Consider the following 20,433-nt stretch of genomic DNA (forward strand, 5'->3'; position numbering starts at 1 on the left):
GAACAACGATGACAAATCTAAAAAAGCGCGAACGAGCCAAAACCAATGCATCGTTAATCTCTATGGTGCAACGCTTTTCAGATATCACCATCATGTTTGGCGGGCTGTGGTTCATCTGTGAAGTCAGTGGACTGCCATTCCTGTACATGCACCTGTTGGTGGTGCTGATTACGCTGGTTGTTTTTCAAATGCTGGGCGGGATGACCGATTTTTATCGCTCCTGGCGCGGCGTCAAAATGTCGACAGAGTTAACGCTGTTACTGCAAAACTGGACGCTGAGCCTGATCTTCAGCGCCGGTCTGGTGGCGTTTAATGATGACTTTGACAACCGCCTCGCCACCTGGCTGGCCTGGTATGCGCTGTCCAGCCTGGGCTTAGTGTTATGCCGTTCATTTATTCGTTTCGGCGCGGGCTGGCTACGCAATCGTGGTTATAACACTCGCCGGGTCGCCGTCGCCGGAGATTTGCCTGCGGGCCAGACGTTGCTGGATAGCTTCCGTAATGAGCCGTGGCTGGGTTTTGAGGTGGTGGGCGTCTATCACGATCCCAAACCGGGCGGCGTCTCTGCTGACTGGGCCGGGAACTTCGAGCAGTTAATTGACGATGCGAAAGCCTCGCGAATTCACAATGTTTATATCGCCATGTCAATGAGCGACGGCGCCATGGTGAAAAAACTGGTGCGCGAGCTGGCCGACACCACCTGCTCGGTGATCCTTATTCCCGATGTGTTCACCTTTAATATTCTCCACTCGCGCGTGGAGGAGATGAGCGGCGTTCCGGTCGTTCCGCTGTATGACACGCCGCTATCAGGGATTAACCGTCTGCTTAAACGGGCAGAAGACATCGTGCTGGCGTCGCTGATTCTGCTGCTCATCTCACCGGTACTGTGCTGCATTGCGCTGGCGGTCAAATTGAGTTCGCCCGGGCCGGTGATTTTCCGTCAGACGCGCTACGGGATGGACGGCAAGCCGATCAAGGTCTGGAAGTTCCGCTCAATGAAGGTGATGGAAAACGATAAGGTCGTTACCCAGGCGACACAAAACGATCCGCGCGTCACCCGGGTAGGTAACTTTTTGCGTCGTACCTCGCTGGATGAATTGCCGCAGTTTATCAATGTATTAACCGGCGGGATGTCCATCGTCGGTCCTCGCCCTCACGCGGTGGCGCATAACGAACAGTATCGTCAGTTGATTGAAGGTTACATGCTACGCCACAAGATGAAGCCGGGCATCACCGGCTGGGCGCAAATTAATGGCTGGCGCGGTGAGACCGATACGCTGGAGAAAATGGAAAAACGCGTGGAATTCGACCTGGAATACATCCGCGAATGGAGTATTTGGTTCGATATCAAAATCGTTTTTCTGACGATTTTTAAAGGGTTTGTTAATAAAGCAGCGTATTAAGAACCTGACCCACAAGGCTATTTTACTTGCCATATTGCACCAGGGCAGTGTTCAATCTGGCTGCGCCAATGATGCCTTGTGAACAGGTTCTGGAGAAAAGAATGAGTTTACGACAAAAAACGATCAGTGGTGCGAAATGGTCGGCTATCGCCACGATAGTGATTATCGGTCTGGGGTTAATTCAGATGACGGTGCTGGCGCGAATCATCGACAACCACCAGTTTGGCCTGTTGACCGTCTCGCTGGTGATTATCGCGCTGGCCGACACGATCTCGGACTTTGGCATCGCGAACTCGATTATCCAGCGTAAAACGATTGGGCATCTGGAGCTGACCACGCTCTACTGGCTAAACGTTGGGCTTGGGATTGTGGTATTTGCGGTGGTCTTTTGGCTGAGCGATGCGATTGCCCATGTTTTGCATAACCCGGATCTCGCGCCGTTAATCAAAACGTTGTCGCTGGCGTTTATTGTGATCCCTCACGGGCAGCAGTTCCGCGCGCTGATGCAAAAAGAGCTGGAGTTCAATAAGATCGGCATGATCGAAACGACCTCCGTGCTGGCGGGGTTCACCTTTACGGTGATTAGCGCCCATTACTGGCCGCTGGCGTTAACCGCGATTCTCGGCTATCTGGTGAACAGTGCGGTGCGAACGCTGCTCTTTGGTTACTTTGGCCGCAAGATTTACCGTCCGGGACTGCATTTTTCGCTGACATCGGTGTCCACGAACCTGCGTTTTGGCGCGTGGCTGACGGCGGACAGTATCGTCAATTACATCAACACGAATTTATCGACGCTGGTACTGGCGAGAATTCTCGGCGCAAGCGTCGCCGGGGGATATAACCTCGCGTACAACGTGGCGGTTGTGCCGCCGGCGAAGCTTAACCCCATCATTACTCGCGTGCTATTTCCGGCATTCGCCAAAATCCAGGACGATACCGAGAAGCTGCGCGTCAACTTCTATAAGTTGCTTTCCGTGGTGGGAATTATCAATTTTCCCGCGCTGTTGGGCCTGATGGTAGTGGCGAACAATTTTGTGCCGTTAGTGTTTGGCGAGAAGTGGAACAGCATTATCCCGATCTTGCAATTGCTGTGCGTGGTGGGGCTGCTGCGCTCGGTCGGCAACCCGATTGGTTCGCTGCTGATGGCGAAAGCGCGCGTGGATATCAGCTTTAAATTCAACGTCTTTAAAACGTTTCTGTTTATCCCGGCAATTCTCATTGGCGGCCATCTGGCGGGGGCGATTGGCGTGACGCTGGGGTTCCTGGTGGTGCAAATCATCAACACCATTCTGAGCTATTTCGTGATGATTAAGCCGGTACTCGGCTCCAGCTATCGTCAGTATATTCTCAGCCTGTGGCTACCGTTTTATCTCTCATTGCCAACATTTATTACCAGCTACGGCGCAGGAAAGTTGGTCGACGGCTATTTACCGCTGTCAGGGGTATTCGCACTACAGGTTATGGTCGGTATTTTGAGTTTTATTTTGATGATTATTTTTTCACGCAATGCGCTGGTGATGGAAATAAAAAATCAGCTTGTTGGCAGTGCAAAACTGAAAAAGTTATTACGTGTCGGATGACGGGGATATAAGAGGCTATTTATGAAATTATTAATTTTAGGCAACCACACATGCGGCAACCGTGGTGATAGCGCCATTATGCGCGGTTTGCTTGATGCCATCCGTCAACAGGCGCCAGAGGCGGAGATGGATGTGATGAGCCGTTTCCCGGTGAGTTCCGCCTGGTTGCAGGGGCGCCCGATTATTGCCGACCCGCTGTATCAGTTAAGCCAGAAACAGCAGGCGGCGGCAGGGCTTAACGGTCGGGTGAAAAAAGTATTACGCCGTCGTTTTCAGCATAAAATTTTATTGTCTAAAGTCGCCCAGGAAGGATCGCTGCGTAATTTTGCTATCGCGCCGGAATTTGCCGAATTCGCGCAATTTATTGCGCAGTATGACGCCGTCATTCAGGTGGGCGGTTCAAACTATGTCGACTTATACGGTTTGACTCACTTTGAATATCCGCTGTGCGCGTTTATGGCGAATAAACCAATTTATATGGTGGGACATAGCGTCGGCCCTTTCCAGAACCCTGACTTTAACCAGCTCGCCAATTATGTTTTTGGGCGCACCAGTGCGCTGATCCTGCGTGAAACCGTCAGCCGCGATCTGATGACCGCCGCGCAGATCGATACCCGGAAAGTGGAGCAGGGGGTGGATACCGCCTGGTTAGTCGAACGCCGTCACGACGAGTTTGTCGCCAGTTATGCTGTGCAGCACTGGCTGGACGTCACCGGGCGCCGCAAAACCGTCGCGATTACGTTGCGCGATCTGGAGCCGTTTGATAAACGCCTGGGCACCACTCAGCAGGCCTATGAGCAGGCATTTGCCCAGGTCGTGAATCGCCTGATTGCGGACGGTTATCAGGTACTGGCGCTGTCGACCTGCACCAGTATTGATCGCTATAACCGCGATGACCGGATGGTTGCGTTACGGATGGCGAAGTATGTAAACGACTCAGAGCATTTCCATATCGCGATGGACGAACTCAATGACGTGGAAATCGGAAAGATCCTCGCATCCTGCGTACTGACCATCGGGACGCGCCTGCATTCCGCCATTATCTCCATGAATTTTGGCACGCCCGCCATCGCCATTAATTATGAGCATAAATCCGCCGGGATTATGCAGCAGCTAGGCCTGGCGGAATTGGCCATCGATATCCGTCACTTGCTGAACGGTTCATTACAAAGCGTGGTGGCCGATACGCTCAGTCAATTGCCTGCGCTAAAGGCAAAAGTGGCTAACGCCGTCACCGGGGAGCGAGCGAAAGGGTTCACGATGATCAAATCCGTTCTCGACAGAATTCGGGAGGAACAATGAAAGTCAGCTTTTTTCTGCTGAAATTTCCACTCTCATCGGAAACCTTTGTGCTGAATCAGATTACTGCGTTTATTGATATGGGCCATGAGGTGGAGATTGTCGCGTTACAAAAAGGCGATACCCAACATACTCACGCCGCCTGGGAGAAGTATGGCCTGGCGGCGAAAACCCGCTGGTTACAGGATGAGCCCCAGGGACGGCTGGCGAAACTGCGCTACCGGGCATGTAAAACGCTGCCGGGGCTGCATCGGGCGGCGACCTGGAAAGCGCTCAATTTTACCCGCTATGGCGATGAATCACGCAATTTGATCCTTTCCGCGATTTGCGCGCAGGTGGGCCAGCCTTTTGTGGCGGATGTGTTCATCGCACACTTTGGTCCGGCGGGCGTGACGGCGGCCAAACTACGCGAACTGGGCGTGCTTCGCGGCAAAATCGTGACTATTTTCCACGGGATTGATATCTCCAGCCGCGAAGTGCTCAGTCATTACACGCCGGAGTATCAGCAGTTGTTTCGTCGTGGCGATCTGATGCTGCCCATCAGCGATCTGTGGGCCGGTCGTCTGAAAAGTATGGGCTGCCCGCCGGAAAAGATTGCCGTTTCGCGCATGGGCGTCGACATGACGCGTTTTACCCATCGTCCGGTGAAAGCGCCAGGAATGCCGCTGGAGATGATTTCCGTCGCGCGCCTGACCGAGAAAAAAGGCCTGCATGTGGCGATTGAAGCCTGTCGGCAACTGAAAGCGCAGGGCGTGGCGTTTCGCTACCGCATTCTGGGGATTGGCCCGTGGGAACGTCGGCTGCGCACGCTCATCGAGCAGTATCAGTTAGAGGATGTCATTGAGATGCCGGGGTTTAAACCGAGCCATGAAGTGAAGGCGATGCTGGATGACGCCGATGTTTTTTTGCTGCCGTCGATTACCGGTACGGATGGCGATATGGAAGGTATTCCGGTAGCGCTGATGGAGGCGATGGCGGTGGGGATTCCCGTGGTGTCTACCGTGCATAGCGGTATTCCGGAACTGGTGGAGGCCGGCAAATCCGGCTGGCTGGTGCCGGAACACGATGCGCAGGCGCTGGCGGCCCGACTCGCTGAGTTCAGCCGGATTGACCACGACACGCTGGAGTCGGTGATCACGCGTGCCCGTGAAAAAGTGGCGCAAGATTTTAATCAGCAGGCGATTAATCGTCAGTTAGCCAGCCTGCTACAAACGATATAAACGAGGTGGTATGCCCACGACTAAATTCTCCCGACGTACCCTCCTGACGGCAGGTTCCGCGCTTGCTGTTCTTCCTTTTCTGCGCGCCTTGCCGGTACAGGCGCGTGAACCTCGCCAGACCGTCGATATTAAGGATTATCCGGCGGATGACGGTATCGCCTCGTTCAAACAGGCCTTCGCCGACGGGCAGACCGTGGTCGTACCGCCAGGATGGGTGTGTGAAAATATCAATGCGGCGATAACGATTCCGGCGGGAAAAACGCTGCGGATACAGGGCGCGGTGCGTGGGAATGGCCGGGGACGGTTTATTTTGCAGGACGGGTGTCAGGTGGTGGGGGAGCAGGGCGGCAGTCTGCACAATGTGACGCTGGATGTTCGCGGGTCGGACTGTGTGATTAAAGGCGTGACGATGAGCGGCTTTGGCCCCGTCGCGCAAATTTTCATCGGCGGTAAGGAACCGCAGGTGATGCGTAATCTCATTATCGATGACATCACCGTTACCCACGCCAACTACGCCATTCTCCGCCAGGGATTTCATAACCAAATGGACGGCGCGCGGATTACGCATAGCCGTTTTAGCGATTTACAGGGGGACGCCATTGAGTGGAATGTCGCGATTCACGACCGCGACATCCTGATTTCCGATCATGTCATCGAACGCATTGATTGTACCAATGGCAAAATCAACTGGGGGATCGGCATCGGGCTGGCGGGTAGCACCTATGACAATAGTTATCCTGAAGACCAGGCAGTAAAAAACTTTGTGGTGGCCAATATTACCGGATCTGATTGCCGACAGCTGGTACACGTAGAAAATGGCAAACATTTCGTCATTCGCAATGTCAAAGCCAAAAACATCACGCCCGATTTCAGTAAAAATGCGGGTATTGATAACGCAACGATCGCAATTTATGGCTGTGATAATTTTGTCATTGATAATATTGATATGACGAATAGTGCCGGGATGCTCATCGGCTATGGCGTCGCTAAAGGAAAATACCTGTCAATTCCGCAAAACTTTAAATTAAACGCTATTCGGTTGGATAACCGCCAGGTTGCTTATAAATTGCGCGGTATTCAAATTTCCTCCGGCAACACCCCCTCTTTTGTCGCCATCACCAATGTACGGATGACGCGTGCTACGCTGGAACTGCATAATCAACCGCAGCACCTCTTTCTGCGTAATATCAACGTGATGCAAACTTCAGCGATTGGCCCGGCGTTAAAAATGCACTTCGATTTGCGTAAAGATGTCCGTGGTCAATTTATGGCCCGCCAGGACACGCTGCTTTCCCTCGCTAATGTTCATGCCATCAATGAAAACGGGCAGAGTTCTGTGGATATCGACAGGATTAATCACCAAACCGTGAATGTCGAAGCGGTGAATTTTCCGCTGCCGAAGCGGGGAGGGTAAAATCCAGGCGGCACAATCTTAGTGGATATCATCCAGTAAAAGATTATAATCATCCGATACCGTTAAAGCTGGGACTGAGCAGCGTTGACTACTCAGGGAAGATACTCATCTTTATCTTGTTTTCTTGTATTTCAACCAGACTAAGTGATTTATGAACGATAACGTTTTGCTCATTGGTGCTTCCGGATTCGTAGGAACCCGACTCCTTGAAACGGCTGTGGATGATTTTAATATCAAGAATCTGGATAAACAGCAAAGCCATTTCTATCCAGAGATTACCCGGATTGGCGATGTTCGTGACCAACAAATCCTTGATCAGACGCTGGCTGGTTTTGATACAGTCGTACTATTGGCTGCAGAGCATCGTGATGACGTCAGTCCTACCTCGCTTTATTATGATGTCAACGTCCAGGGGACACGTAACGTACTGGCGGCGATGGAAAAAAATGGCGTAAAAAACATCATCTTCACCAGTTCTGTTGCAGTCTATGGCCTCAACAAGAAAAATCCTGACGAAACGCACCCTCACGATCCTTTTAATCATTACGGAAAAAGCAAATGGCAAGCAGAAGAAGTTTTGCGTGAGTGGCATGCTAAAGCGCCGAATGAGCGTTCTTTGACCATAATTCGTCCTACCGTTATTTTCGGGGAGCGTAACCGCGGTAATGTCTACAATCTCTTGAAACAGATCGCTGGTGGTAAATTTGCGATGGTTGGTTCGGGAACTAACTATAAATCAATGGCTTATGTTGGTAATATCGTCGAGTTTATCAAATTCAAACTCAAGAATGTTACGGCGGGCTATGAAGTTTATAACTATGTTGATAAACCTGATCTGAATATGAATCAACTGGTTGCCGAGGTAGAACAGAGCCTGGGGAAAAAAATCCCATCGATGCACCTTCCATATCCATTAGGTATGCTGGGAGGCTACTGTTTCGATATTCTGAGCAAAGTAACGGGCAAGAAGTATGCTGTAAGCTCGGTTCGTGTTAAAAAATTCTGTGCGACAACGCAGTTTGATGCAACAAAAGTGCATTCTTCTGGTTTTGTTGCGCCATACACCTTATCTCAGGGGTTGGATCGTACACTGCAATATGAGTTTGTTCATGCAAAGCAAGATGACATTACATTCGTTTCCGAGTGATGCTGCTATGTTTGCCATGAAGTACCGCATGCCATACTTGGGTATATTGATGCGCTCAATTCCGAGTAATCTGAATACCCACATAGCTGATGAAGTGTAGTGTTAGTAGATGGTTTACCGCAACATAACTGTAGTTATTACAGCAAGTTGGGGGGCTATTTATATAAACTGGCTAACACGTAGCGAAAGTCTATACTTTATCAGCCATTTAGAGGTAGGAGAGATAATGACTAATTTGAAAGCAGTTATACCGGTAGCAGGGTTGGGTATGCACATGTTGCCTGCCACCAAGGCAATCCCAAAAGAGATGCTACCGATCGTCGACAAACCGATGATTCAATACATTGTCGATGAGATTGTGGCTGCAGGGATCAAAGAAATCGTACTGGTGACTCACGCGTCTAAAAATGCCGTTGAGAACCACTTCGACACCTCTTATGAACTTGAATCACTTCTTGAGCAGCGCGTTAAGCGTCAGCTTCTGGCGGAAGTGCAATCTATCTGCCCACCGGGCGTGACGATTATGAACGTTCGCCAGGCGCAGCCGTTAGGGCTGGGGCACTCTATTCTGTGCGCGCGTCCGGTCGTGGGCGATAACCCTTTCATTGTGGTACTCCCGGATATTATTATTGATGATGCTACCGCCGATCCGCTGCGCTATAACCTTGCGGCGATGGTGGCGCGTTTCAATGATACGGGTCGTAGCCAGGTGCTGGCGAAGCGCATGAAAGGTGATTTATCGGAGTATTCCGTTATCCAGACGAAAGAACCTCTGGATAATGAAGGCAAAGTCAGCCGGATCGTGGAGTTTATCGAAAAACCGGATCAGCCGCAGACGCTGGATTCCGATCTGATGGCAGTAGGCCGTTATGTGCTTTCAGCCGACATCTGGACGGAACTGGAAAGAACCGAACCGGGCGCCTGGGGCCGTATCCAGCTCACCGATGCCATTGCTGAGCTGGCGAAAAAACAGTCGGTTGACGCGATGCTAATGACGGGCGACAGCTATGACTGCGGTAAAAAAATGGGCTACATGCAGGCATTTGTGAAATATGGGCTGCGTAACCTGAAAGAAGGGACGAAGTTCCGTAAGAGCATAGAGCAGCTTTTGCATGAATAAGTATTAACAACCGTGATAAATGGTTGGTGATAAACATAATAACGGCAGTGAACATTCGAAGCGGCAAGTTGGCTGAAACGAGTGTTGACTGCCGTTTTAGTTTTGTATAAAGGACTTAAGTAACAAGGGGTTATCTGGAGCATTTTAATGCTGATTTTATAAGATTTATCCTTGTTTCTAACGGCAATTGATAAGACAATTGGCGTTTAAGTTTTAGTGAGCTTTGCCCTGTATGGGCGAGGTTTGTAACAAGTCGATATGTACGCAGTGCACTGGTAGCTGATGAGCCAGGGGCGGTAGCGTGTGTAAATAAATTGCTAGTCTTTTGTGGGAGACAAAAGATGTTGATTTTAGTTACTGGTGGGGCGGGATATATAGGTTCGCATACTATAATATCGTTGCTTGAAAATAATTATAACGTCATTGTGCTTGATAATTTATGTAATTCATCATTTGAATCTATAAAGCGTATTGAAAAAATAATGCACAAAAAAATAAATTTTTATTTAGGAGATGTTCGTGATAAATCTCTTTTAAAAAATATTTTTTTGGATAATAAAATTGATGCAGTCATACATTTTGCCGCATTAAAGTCTGTTGGAGAATCAAATGCTTATCCTTTAGATTATTATTCTAACAATCTTACAGGGACACTTAGCTTACTTGAAGTAATGAAACAGTTTGATGTTAGGAAAATGATATTTAGCTCCTCAGCTACAGTTTATGGCAATAAAAATATTGCACCTAATAAGGAAAGTGATCCCATAGGAGGAACAACTAATCCTTATGGGACATCAAAATATATGATGGAATTAATACTTCAAGATCTTTGTAAGAGTGACCCAAATTTCTCTATTGTTTCTTTAAGATACTTTAATCCTACTGGTGCTCACTCCTCTGGGATGATGGGAGAAAATCCCAATGGTATACCTAATAATCTTATACCCTATATAAGTAAGGTTGCACAAAAAAAATTACAAAAGTTACATGTATTCGGGAATGATTATCCCACAAAAGATGGAACAGGCATTAGAGATTATATACATGTTTCTGACCTGGCTTTAGGCCATGTAAAAGCATTAGATTATATATTTTTAAATGATGTTAATTATGAGGTATTCAATTTAGGAACTGGTCGTGGATATTCTGTACTTGAAGTAGTGCGTATGTTCGAAAAAATTGCCAATACAACAATACCATTTGAGATTTGTGAAAGACGTACTGGGGATATAGCAGAGTCATGGGCATCTGCCGATTTGGCTAGAAGTAAATTAAAATGGATAGCAACCAAAGATTTAAAAGAAATGCTGCAGGATGTTTGGCGTTGGCAAATAAAAAACCCAGATGGCTATTAATCATTAATATATTAACATGGTATTAATTGAATTGCATTTACGATAATAAAATTAAAAGTAGTAGTACGGCAACAGAGGCAAAAAATCACTGAAATCCAGGTTAATTTTACACCTACTGAAATAGTGGGCCTGTGGATAACTATAAATCAATGGCTTATATTGGAAACATCGCTGAGTTCATTAAGTACAAGCTTAAGAATATAACGAAAAGTTATGAAGTTTATAATTATGTTGATAAGCCAGACCTAAATATGAATCAATTAATGGCTGAAATCGAAAAAAGGTTAAGAGAAAAAGTTTTCATCCGTGCATTTGTCTTATCCACTGGGCATGTTAGGCGGATATTGCTTTGACATTCTGAGCAAGGCAATTAGTAAAAAGTATGCAGTGAGTTCTGCCTGCACAGTGCCTCAGTTTGATGAAACAAAATTGCATAATTCTGGAGTTGTTGCTCCATATATCTTATATTACAGAGACTGGAGTGTTTATTTCAATACAAATTTGCACATGATAAGAAATACTATATTACTTTTATTTTTGAGTAATCTAAGATCTGATTATAGATATTGTCGGCACTGGTTAGTTAGTGTAATAAATAATACCAACTCATATTGAAAAATGATATTAATTATATATTAGGGTATGTTCGGATAACTAAAAATCGGGGCTTATTTTAAAAAAGCTTGGAATCTTGCTCGTTACAATTTTTTGATGGTGAATAGCTTTCTTTTCCTTCTTTGTTGGATATAAAGAGAGTTGAACCATAAATTTAACAAGGAAAATATTTTGGTGAAGATAGAATAAAATTACAGTAGCACTATATGCTAAAAAGCATATAATCACCTCATACAGTCATAATTTTAAAGTTTATTGAATCAAGCGTAATAGCTTGGTATATAATGGTTATGTCTTTGATAAGCATGGGCTGGACTTTATTGGCTAAAAGTAATACGGTAGCTGTTGTGAGAGGTTTAAATATTGTTATTTTTATAATATTATAGGAATAATCAAGGATAAGTTAATAATATCTCGCATGATATTATTTGATTTGATAAGCGTATAAGATAGTTAGTTGTAGGTTGACAGTGATTTAAATGGGTTAAAGATAATATATAGTAAGTCATTATCTTTAAATTTATAGTTTGTAGCATGATTGAAAATAATATCATCTTTGATTAAAACGTCGCCGATATTGTACAAATAAAATTATGAGAATAATATAGGGATAAAATCTTGTTTAATTATATTGGCTTCAAAAAAATTGTAAGAGATGTTTTTTTAGGGCTTTATGCATTACAATTATGTAATTACATTATACCGATTATTATTATACCGATTATAATAAGTCATATTGGTTTAGCGGACTATGGTGAGTTAATGTATATTACATCAATTTATCAAGTGTCCTCATTATTTATTGATTTTGGTTTTACGTATACAGCACCAGTTGTTGCTTCTCGGTATCGGGATAATGAATGTAAATTACAACAATATTATTCGAAAATAATTTTTATAAAATTTATTCTTTTTGCTATTGTAATTACTTTTATTTTGTTAATGTCATTTTTTAGTGTTCTTAACTTAACACCGATGTATATATTATCAATCTTCTTGTGCGCTCTTGGTAATGTGTTGATGCCACTGTGGTTATTTCAAGGTACAGGAAATTTCAAACTACTGTCAATATCACAAATAATAAGTAGGGTAACATTATTTATCGTTTTGATATTATATTTGCTGGGTGGTGGAGTAAATATATTTATTATTAGTTTATTACAAAATAGCACGTTGGTTTTATGTTATATTAGTCTTAATAGAAAAATATATAAAATTAATAAAGATGATATCAATTTCAAAGAATGTTTCCTTGAGTTTAAGAAGGCTGGAAATGTGTTCATTGGCGTTCTGGGAACTATAGGGTATGGTGGATTAATTCCAATACTAATCGGTAACTATTGTGGTAACTCAAGTCTGGCTGTTTACTCTATTATCCAAAAACTAACAACCGCATGCCAAAGTTTAATTACACCAGTTTCACAGTTTATGCTCTCAGAAGTATCAAGAGATAGCATAAAAAAAGATTTTTTACTTAGAATTCGGAAAAGCTTTTATATCCATTTAATTATAAGTTCTTTGGCATGCTTATGTTATCTTGTGCTGGGCCAGTTTGTTGCAAAAATTATTGGAAAAGTGGATGTTCCATTTACTATTATAGCGACTGCATCGATTATTACTATATTTTCATCTTTGAATAATGTTCTTGGCGTCCAACTGCTTATCCCTACTGATAATGTTAAATCGTTACGTAGTGCTAATCTGATATCAGGAATTTTGGTAGTTTCTTTATCATGGTATTTTATAACATATTATAACGTTCTTGGTGGAGTCATTCTTAATCTAATGGGTGAGTTTCTGGTTTTTTTATTCTTATTAAATATAGCTAAGAGGGTATGGATGGGATATGTTTCAGATTAAAACCAGAAAAAAACCATTGTTAATATTATATTTAACTTTGTTATTAAGTATCTTGATGTCGTTAATTATCGATGATGGTATAAATCGATCCTTATACATACTTTGTATATCCACACTAAGCGTTTTTTTTATATGCTATTGTTGTAATAAAATAACCTCCCCTGCAAGTTTATTAATTATTTCTTCCTTTGTTTTCCTTGGTTGTAGGCCATTTCTCTCATTATTCACAAGTTTCGATTATAGAAATGCCGATTGGTTTATAACTGGTTATTTAGATGAGAATGTTATCTATACTAATTATGCTGTTTCTTTTATGTATTTTGGATATAGTGTTGCATTGATATTAAGTAATAATAATTCAGCACATAGAGAATGTTACAATATAAATAAAATAAAACCTAATATTATATTTTTGTCTATACTTTTTCTTTTTGGCTCATTAGGACAAATCCTTAAAGGTTTTTATTTTTATTCCTTCATTGAGTCGAATAGTTATGTTGGAATTTATCAAGATAAAGTAAATTTACCCATGGGATATAATTTTTTATCATATCTTTTTTATTGTTCATTTTTCCTCATATGTGCATTTTATGACAAATTCCGAGTTAATAAATCATTTTTATTAATATCAATATTGATTGCTGCTTTTAGTGCCATGAAAGGTAGTCGAGGGGAGTTTGTTACATTCTTGCTTACAGTCTTTTGTATTTATTATAATGAGAGGAAAGTAAGCAATATTAGCTTACTATTGAAAATGTTTTTAATATTTATTGCTGTTTTTATTATAAGTGAATTTGTTTCGATGTGGCGGTCAGGCGGCAGTTTTATTGCTCTTATTGAAGGCGATAATCCACTCGTGCAATTTATATATGGAATGGGAGTATCATATATTACACTTTACCAATCGGTTAAAATAAGTTTGATCTCGGGAATGTTTGAATTTCATTATTTAATCAGTCAACTATTAATTACTATATCTTCAGTGTTAGGAGTTCAGGTATATTTACCTGGAATTAGTTACAGCCATTTGGCATCTAAAACTGCGAACCCACAATTATATGAACAAGGGTTTGGATTAGGAGGAAGCTATCTTGGTGAATCATATCTAGCTATGGGACTAATAGGATGCTTTATTATTCCATTTATAGTTTTATTTCTTATTAATAAGCTGGAAGTATTTACCAGATATAATAAAACTTTTTATTTTGTATATTATAGCTCTCTACCATCTGTTTTATTTATACCCAGAGAAACCTTGTTCTATTTTTTCCCTTATGCAGTTAAAGGCATTATTGTGGTATTTTTATTTACATTTTACGTGAATATTAAAATGAGAAGATTTAATAATGGTTGAACGCAATGTTAGTATAATTATACCTAGTTATAATAGAGCTCATTTGTTATGGGAAATAATTCCCAGCTATTTTCAGGAAGAGGTTCTTGAGGTTATTGTAATTAATGATTGCTCAACGGATAATACTGAAAAAGTTCTTTTAGAGATAAAGGAAAAATACCCAGATCTAATTATTCTTGTGAATGATAGAAATCTTAAACAGATGTCTTCAAAAAATAAAGGTATTGAAGTTGCTAAAGGTAAGTATATTTTTTTTGGAGATGATGATTCTTTTTTAATGCCTGGGGCTATTAAACAGTTGTTGAAAACGAAGTTATTAACTAACGCTGATGTTATTGGCGCTAGGATTTTATATATGAATAAAGAGGAGAGCGCATTTGAACAATGTATTCATAGACATAAAAAACATGGTCTATTCCGCAGTGATCTTAGTAAACTAGAATTCAACTTCACTGCTGATTTAGGAGAACCAGTGGAGTGTTTTTATGCTCAGGCGCTTATCTTAGTTGAGAAAAGTAAGCTTGGTAATCATCGGTTTAATTTAAGTTATTTTGGTAACTGTTACCGAGAAGAAACTGATTTTATGCTCTCTTTATATATAAAAGGCCTCAAATTTGTTTACGACTCTCAAGCGCTATTAATAAATTTACCTCCTCAGAAGGCAACGGGGGGGGCAAGAACATCAAATAAAGTTAAATATCATTATGAAAGCATAATCAATAATTATACCTTTTTAAAAAGGTATAATGCAGAAATAAATAATCTCACAAATGATAATCATACGATATTTTATCGACAATTTTTATTTATTTATTCAAAGTTTATTGCGTTTGGGAGGAAATTAATTAAATGAAAGTTTACATTGCTGCTTTTAATGGGGAAGGAGGACAGGGTGGAGTTGAGCGAGTAGTCGCTCAACAAAAGAATATGCTAACTAATTTAGGGTTTGAAGTAATATTAATAGACAGAAATTACTTTTTACTCACAAGGAAAATAAAAAGCAGGAAGGCTTCGCTATTTTTATACCCACTAATTGTTTCTATATTCTTCAATTTTAAGCGAATTATAAGAAATAAATTTTTAACAATATCACATGGTTATTCTTGTCCCTTTTATAAAAATGATCTTCTTATCGCCCATGGGAATATGAAATGTTACTTCGAAACCATCAACCAAACAGAAATAAAAAATTTTTCTGGTAGTGGTATTACAGCATTTTATGAAAAATGTTCAGGCCGACTCTCAAAAAAAATATGGGCTGTATCAAAAAAAGTAATGCAGGAATGGGTCGATTTGTACTCAGTTAATACAAATAAAATTTGCGTTGTTCGGAATTACATAAATATTGATAAGTTTAATCAATTAGGTCCCGCTAATAGTAAAGAAATTATTTTTGTAGGCCGTCTGGAGAAAGGTAAAGGAATATCGGAGCTTATTGATATATGCACTACTCTCTCCGGTTATACTTTTCACTTTGTATCAAGTATTGCACCAACAGTTGAATTGTATGAGCTTTCTAATGTTAAAATTAGTATAGGTGTATCATATGAGTCGATGCCAGATATATTCAAAAATGCTAAAGTGCTTATTTTACCATCTAAATATGAAGGGTTTGAGTTAGTAACAGTCGAATCATTGTGTTGTGGTACACCGGTTGTTGGATATAATGTGGGGGCGATACGTGAATTGTCTACTGAAAATTATTGTGGTGTCTTTATGGTAAATAATAAAGATGATATGATTTCAAAAATTGAATATATAATGTCATTGCCTGATAGAGAATATCATAATTTAAGAATGAATATTTATAATAATCGTGATGTGTTCTCTGATGTATGTTATATGGAGTTGTTAAAAAAGGAATTTCGTTGTGGTAACTAAAAAGATATGTCTGGTATCAATCAATTCTTATAATGAATTAACAGGTGGAGGATTATATCTACGAACAATTGTTTCTTTTCTTAAAAAAAATAACGTTGATTTAACATTGATTGATAAGTATTCATCTAAGTTTATTTTTGATGATAAAGATTTTAAACATTTATCTTTTACAAAAGGTTATTTTCAGGATATTTTTTCACGTTTACTTTTTTTACCCTCTTTTTATATACCATACTTATTTTCGTTAATGAAAATTTTTAAAGAAAATGAAATTATTGGGTTTCATAATTCTAGACTGGGGTTGCTTTGTTTGTTATGTAGATTGTTTTATCCAAATAAGAAAATAATTCTGTTTACCGATAATTTTGAATATGATTTAGTTAGCCAAAAAAAATTATCTCTAGGTATAGTATGGGAAAGAGTCATTGTAAAATTCAATGAATGGTTAGGATTGAAAAAAGCAAATTTAGTTTCATATATAACTAATCATGATAAAATATCAATGGAATGCTACTATGGGGAAATTAATTCAAAAAGCTTAATACTGCCTGTCATTTTTACTCCTGGTGTATGCAAAGAAACTCTCTCTAAAGATTTTTCAGAACGTCTTTTGAAAGTGCAGGTTGATGAAAGGCGTAAGTTAATATTTACTGCCTCATTCGATTTTTTTCCGAATATAGATGCCGCTCATAAAATAATTAGTCAAGCCAAAAATGAGAAAGATATTCTTTTTATTCTCGCAGGACGTAAACTATCAACCTTACATTTACCGGTGTTAGATAATTTGATTGCATTCAACGATCTATCTAATTCAGAAATGTCTTCCTTATTATGTGCATGTGATATTTTTTATTCTCCATTAGTTATGGGGAGTGGAATGAAGACAAAGGTTGCTGAAGCTTTATCATATGGACTGCATATATATGCTACAGAACATACGATGGTAGGATATGAGGATATTGTTAATGATAAAAACTGCGTTACAGTTATAAAAGATGTTAACGCACCAATAGCATACTCAATTAAAAATGATATTTTCAATAAGGATGTTATCAGCTCAATGCAGGATAAATACTATTCTCTAAAAAGATTTACTGGGAAAGAGTTAGATGTTCTCTTAGCCATAGAATAACATTTGCTTGCTCTAGATGTTAATTATAGCTGGTGTCGAATTATAAAATATGTTAACGCAGATAAAATCTTATGAATAATGATTTGGTTTCAATTATAACTCCTATATATAATTCCGCTACTTGGGTTGATAATTTGCTTAAAACAGTCAAAGAACAAACGTACCAGTCATGGGAAATGATTATAATTGACGACTGTTCTACTGATAACACTTTTGAAGTTTTGAATAATATCGCAAAAAATGATCATAGAATAAAAGTTTATAAGAATGCCTCCAATCAAGGTCCGGGGAGCACAAGGAATAATGCGATTAAGCTCGCAAAAGGACGTTTTATTGCATTTTTAGATGCTGATGATGAATGGTGTAAAAATAAACTAGAAATTCAAGTATCTGAAATGTTGAAAAATCAATATCATTTCTCGTATCATGATTACAGACATATGAGTAGTGATGGACTGCTGGTTGGGGATATTGTATGTAGTTCCAATATATTAGATTGGTATACTCTTCATACCCGACGTGGATTGGGCTGCTTAACTATAATGTTTGACCGAACTTTGGGAGACTTACCCTTTTTCCCTAGTATTGAAAATGTTATTGCAGAAGATTTTCTTGCATGGAGTGATCTTTTAAAAAGAGGCTATGTAGGGCATCGTATTCCATATGATCTTGCTAGATATAGACTTTCAGAGAATACACGCTCCTCAAATAAGCTTAGAGCAGTTAAAACGGTTTGGCATATTTACAGAAAGATCGAATTGATTTCTTTCCATAAGTCTTTATTTTTTTGGATAATGTATTGTAAAAATGCTTTTTTGTTGCATAAACGTTCAGCACCTTATATTAATGTTGAGAAATAATATATGAATTATATTCAACCAGTTATTCTTTGTGGGGGGAATGGCACGAGATTATGGCCTTTGTCTCGAGAGTTATTTCCAAAACAATTTCTTAATATTAATGCAAGTGAATCGATGCTTCAGCGTACCCTAAGTCGATTAGAAGGGTTACCTGTAGAAGCCCCGGTTTTAATATGTAATGAAAAACATCGATTTATTACGGCTGAGCAAATTCGTGCCACTAATAGAAAGCCTGAAAGTATAATACTGGAGCCTTTTGGAAGAAATACAGCGCCAGCTATAGCATTAGCCGCTTTGAAAAATATAGAAGATGCAAAAGATCCATTGATGTTAATACTTGCGGCAGACCATGTATTCAACGATGAAACCTCTTTTCGACGAGCGATAATGTCAGCTTGCTATTATGCCGAGAGTGATAAGTTAGTTACATTTGGAATTGTTCCGACTAAACCTGAGACCGGTTATGGTTATATAAAACGTGGAGATTCGGTTAATACTTGCGCAAGTTATTTAGCTTTCAATGTTTCAGCTTTTGTCGAGAAACCAGACATTGAAAAAGCAGCCACCTATGTCTCAAGTCAGGAATATTATTGGAATAGCGGCATGTTTCTCTTCAAAGCAAGTAAATATATTGAAGAGTTGAAAAAATTCCGCCCAGATATCATTGAGGCTTGTACAAAAGCATTAGCACTTTCTCATGCTGACTTAGATTTTATTCGAATTGATCAGCAGTCGTTCCAAACCTGCCCATCGGATTCTATTGACTATGCTGTTATGGAGAAGACTTCTGATGCGATTGTCGTTCCTATGGATGCTGGTTGGAGTGATGTTGGTTCATGGTCATCAGTATGGGATGTGGCAGTTAAAAATATTGAAAATAATGTAATTAATGGAGATGTTGTAGCATTAGACACTGTAAATAGTTATTTGCATGCAGATGGCTGCTTACTGACAACTATTGGTATAAATGACCTTGTAATTGTTTGCACAAAAGATGCTGTATTAGTTGCCGAAAGAAGTGCTTCGCAAAATGTCAAAAATATTGTTGATACTCTAAAAAGAAATGGCCGATATGAGCATCAAAAACACCGTGAAGTGTATCGTCCTTGGGGCAAATATGACTCCATTGATTCCAGTGAACGGTATCAGGTTAAACGAATAACTGTTAAACCCGGGGAAGGTCTTTCTTTACAAATGCATTACCATCGAGCTGAACATTGGATCGTAGTTGCTGGTACAGCTAGGGTGACTATTAATGATGAAGTTAGATTGCTAGGTGAAAATGAATCAATCTATATTCCGATTGGGGCAAAACACTGTTTGGAAAATCCTGGAAAAATCGCCTTAGAATTAATTGAAGTACGTTCTGGAGCATATCTTGAAGAGGATGATATTATACGCTTTGCAGATAAATATGGCAGAGTTTGATATTGAACATTAGGGGAGCAATGAATAAATTAACCTGTTTCAAGGCCTACGACATTCGCGGCAGGCTGGGCGAAGAGCTCAATGAAGATATCGCGTGGCGGATTGGCCGCGCTTACGGCGAATATTTAAAACCGAAAACCATCGTGCTGGGCGGCGACGTGCGCCTGACCAGCGAGGCGCTGAAGCTGGCGCTGGCGAAAGGGTTACAGGACGCGGGCGTCGACGTGCTGGATATCGGTATGTCCGGCACCGAAGAGATTTACTTCGCCACCTTCCACCTCGGCGTGGACGGCGGTATTGAAGTGACCGCCAGCCATAACCCGATGGACTACAACGGTATGAAGCTGGTGCGCGAGGGCGCCCGCCCGATAAGCGGCGACACCGGTCTGCGCGACGTTCAGCGTCTGGCGGAAGCGGGCGATTTCCCGCCGGTGAACGACGCCGCGCGCGGCAGCTACAGACAAATCAGCCTGCGCGACGCCTACATCGACCACCTGCTCGCCTACATCAGTGTTAACAATCTCACCCCGCTGAAGCTGGTGGTGAATTCCGGCAACGGGGCGGCGGGGCCGGTCATTGACGCCATCGAAGCGCGTCTGAAGGCGCTGGGCGCGCCGGTGGAGTTCATCAAAATCCACAACACCCCGGACGGCACCTTCCCGAACGGCATTCCCAACCCGTTGCTGCCGGAGTGTCGCGACGACACCCGTAAGGCCGTTATTGAACACGGGGCGGACATGGGCATCGCCTTTGACGGCGACTTCG

Annotated in this window: 15 protein-coding genes and 2 pseudogenes; all 17 read left to right on the top strand. The window is 41.5% G+C overall.

Annotated elements, in window-relative coordinates:
• Positions 1–8: 8 nt before the first annotated feature.
• On the top strand, positions 9–1,403 hold the full coding sequence (gene wcaJ, locus ACLD4K_RS16310) for an undecaprenyl-phosphate glucose phosphotransferase (protein WP_411012154.1): 1,395 nt from the start codon (positions 9–11) through the stop codon (positions 1,401–1,403).
• A 101-nt stretch (positions 1,404–1,504) separates the two neighbouring features.
• Complete coding sequence (gene wzxC / locus ACLD4K_RS16315; protein ID WP_115285864.1) at positions 1,505–2,983, top strand: colanic acid undecaprenyl disphosphate flippase WzxC; 1,479 nt, start codon at positions 1,505–1,507, stop codon at positions 2,981–2,983.
• 21 nt (positions 2,984–3,004) lie between these two features.
• On the top strand, positions 3,005–4,285 hold the full coding sequence (wcaK, locus tag ACLD4K_RS16320; protein ID WP_411012155.1) for a colanic acid biosynthesis pyruvyl transferase WcaK: 1,281 nt from the start codon (positions 3,005–3,007) through the stop codon (positions 4,283–4,285).
• Positions 4,282–5,502 carry a colanic acid biosynthesis glycosyltransferase WcaL gene (gene wcaL / locus ACLD4K_RS16325; protein ID WP_411012156.1) on the top strand — a complete coding sequence of 407 codons (1,221 nt, stop codon included), beginning with the start codon at positions 4,282–4,284 and terminating at the stop codon, positions 5,500–5,502. The genes wcaK and wcaL overlap by 4 nt, the downstream gene beginning before the upstream one ends.
• 10 nt (positions 5,503–5,512) lie before the next feature.
• Positions 5,513–6,916, top strand: coding sequence for a colanic acid biosynthesis protein WcaM (gene wcaM / locus ACLD4K_RS16330; RefSeq protein WP_411012157.1), 1,404 nt, complete (start codon positions 5,513–5,515; stop codon positions 6,914–6,916).
• Positions 6,917–7,067: 151 nt separating this feature from the next.
• On the top strand, positions 7,068–8,063 hold the full coding sequence (locus ACLD4K_RS16335; protein ID WP_183060657.1) for an N-acetyl-alpha-D-glucosaminyl-diphospho-ditrans,octacis-undecaprenol 4-epimerase: 996 nt from the start codon (positions 7,068–7,070) through the stop codon (positions 8,061–8,063).
• A 226-nt stretch (positions 8,064–8,289) separates the two neighbouring features.
• The gene (gene galF / locus ACLD4K_RS16340; protein WP_001667086.1) at positions 8,290–9,183 is read left to right on the top strand and encodes a GalU regulator GalF; all 894 of its coding nucleotides are present in this window, start codon (positions 8,290–8,292) and stop codon (positions 9,181–9,183) included.
• A 341-nt stretch (positions 9,184–9,524) separates the two neighbouring features.
• Positions 9,525–10,538 (top strand): UDP-glucose 4-epimerase GalE, encoded by a 1,014-nt coding sequence (gene galE / locus ACLD4K_RS16345; protein ID WP_052907452.1) that lies wholly within the window; start codon positions 9,525–9,527, stop codon positions 10,536–10,538.
• A 125-nt stretch (positions 10,539–10,663) separates the two neighbouring features.
• Positions 10,664–11,083: pseudogene (locus ACLD4K_RS16350) on the top strand (UDP-N-acetylglucosamine 4-epimerase); the annotation flags it as partial.
• 688 nt (positions 11,084–11,771) lie between these two features.
• A complete protein-coding gene (locus ACLD4K_RS16355; RefSeq protein WP_052907454.1) occupies positions 11,772–13,013 on the top strand; it encodes an oligosaccharide flippase family protein in 1,242 nt (413 codons plus the stop codon).
• Positions 13,000–14,367, top strand: coding sequence for an O-antigen polysaccharide polymerase Wzy (gene wzy, locus ACLD4K_RS16360; protein WP_139386603.1), 1,368 nt, complete (start codon positions 13,000–13,002; stop codon positions 14,365–14,367). The genes ACLD4K_RS16355 and wzy overlap by 14 nt, the downstream gene beginning before the upstream one ends.
• Positions 14,360–15,220 carry a glycosyltransferase family 2 protein gene (locus ACLD4K_RS16365; protein WP_052907455.1) on the top strand — a complete coding sequence of 287 codons (861 nt, stop codon included), beginning with the start codon at positions 14,360–14,362 and terminating at the stop codon, positions 15,218–15,220. Before wzy ends, ACLD4K_RS16365 begins: the two co-directional genes overlap by 8 nt.
• Positions 15,217–16,248 (top strand): glycosyltransferase family 4 protein, encoded by a 1,032-nt coding sequence (locus ACLD4K_RS16370; RefSeq protein ID WP_411012158.1) that lies wholly within the window; start codon positions 15,217–15,219, stop codon positions 16,246–16,248. Before ACLD4K_RS16365 ends, ACLD4K_RS16370 begins: the two co-directional genes overlap by 4 nt.
• The gene (locus ACLD4K_RS16375; protein ID WP_052907457.1) at positions 16,238–17,380 is read left to right on the top strand and encodes a glycosyltransferase; all 1,143 of its coding nucleotides are present in this window, start codon (positions 16,238–16,240) and stop codon (positions 17,378–17,380) included. Before ACLD4K_RS16370 ends, ACLD4K_RS16375 begins: the two co-directional genes overlap by 11 nt.
• Positions 17,381–17,451: 71 nt before the next feature.
• Positions 17,452–18,240: a glycosyltransferase family 2 protein gene (locus tag ACLD4K_RS16380; protein ID WP_001629774.1), complete on the top strand. Its 789-nt coding sequence runs from the start codon at positions 17,452–17,454 to the stop codon at positions 18,238–18,240.
• A gap of 3 nt (positions 18,241–18,243) precedes the next feature.
• The gene (locus ACLD4K_RS16385; protein ID WP_052907458.1) at positions 18,244–19,668 is read left to right on the top strand and encodes a mannose-1-phosphate guanylyltransferase/mannose-6-phosphate isomerase; all 1,425 of its coding nucleotides are present in this window, start codon (positions 18,244–18,246) and stop codon (positions 19,666–19,668) included.
• 20 nt (positions 19,669–19,688) lie between these two features.
• A pseudogene (gene cpsG / locus ACLD4K_RS16390) lies at positions 19,689–20,433 on the top strand (colanic acid biosynthesis phosphomannomutase CpsG); the annotation flags it as partial.

Source organism: Salmonella sp. 741265055_HSA (assembly GCF_046569525.1).
Lineage (GTDB): Bacteria > Pseudomonadota > Gammaproteobacteria > Enterobacterales > Enterobacteriaceae > Salmonella > Salmonella enterica.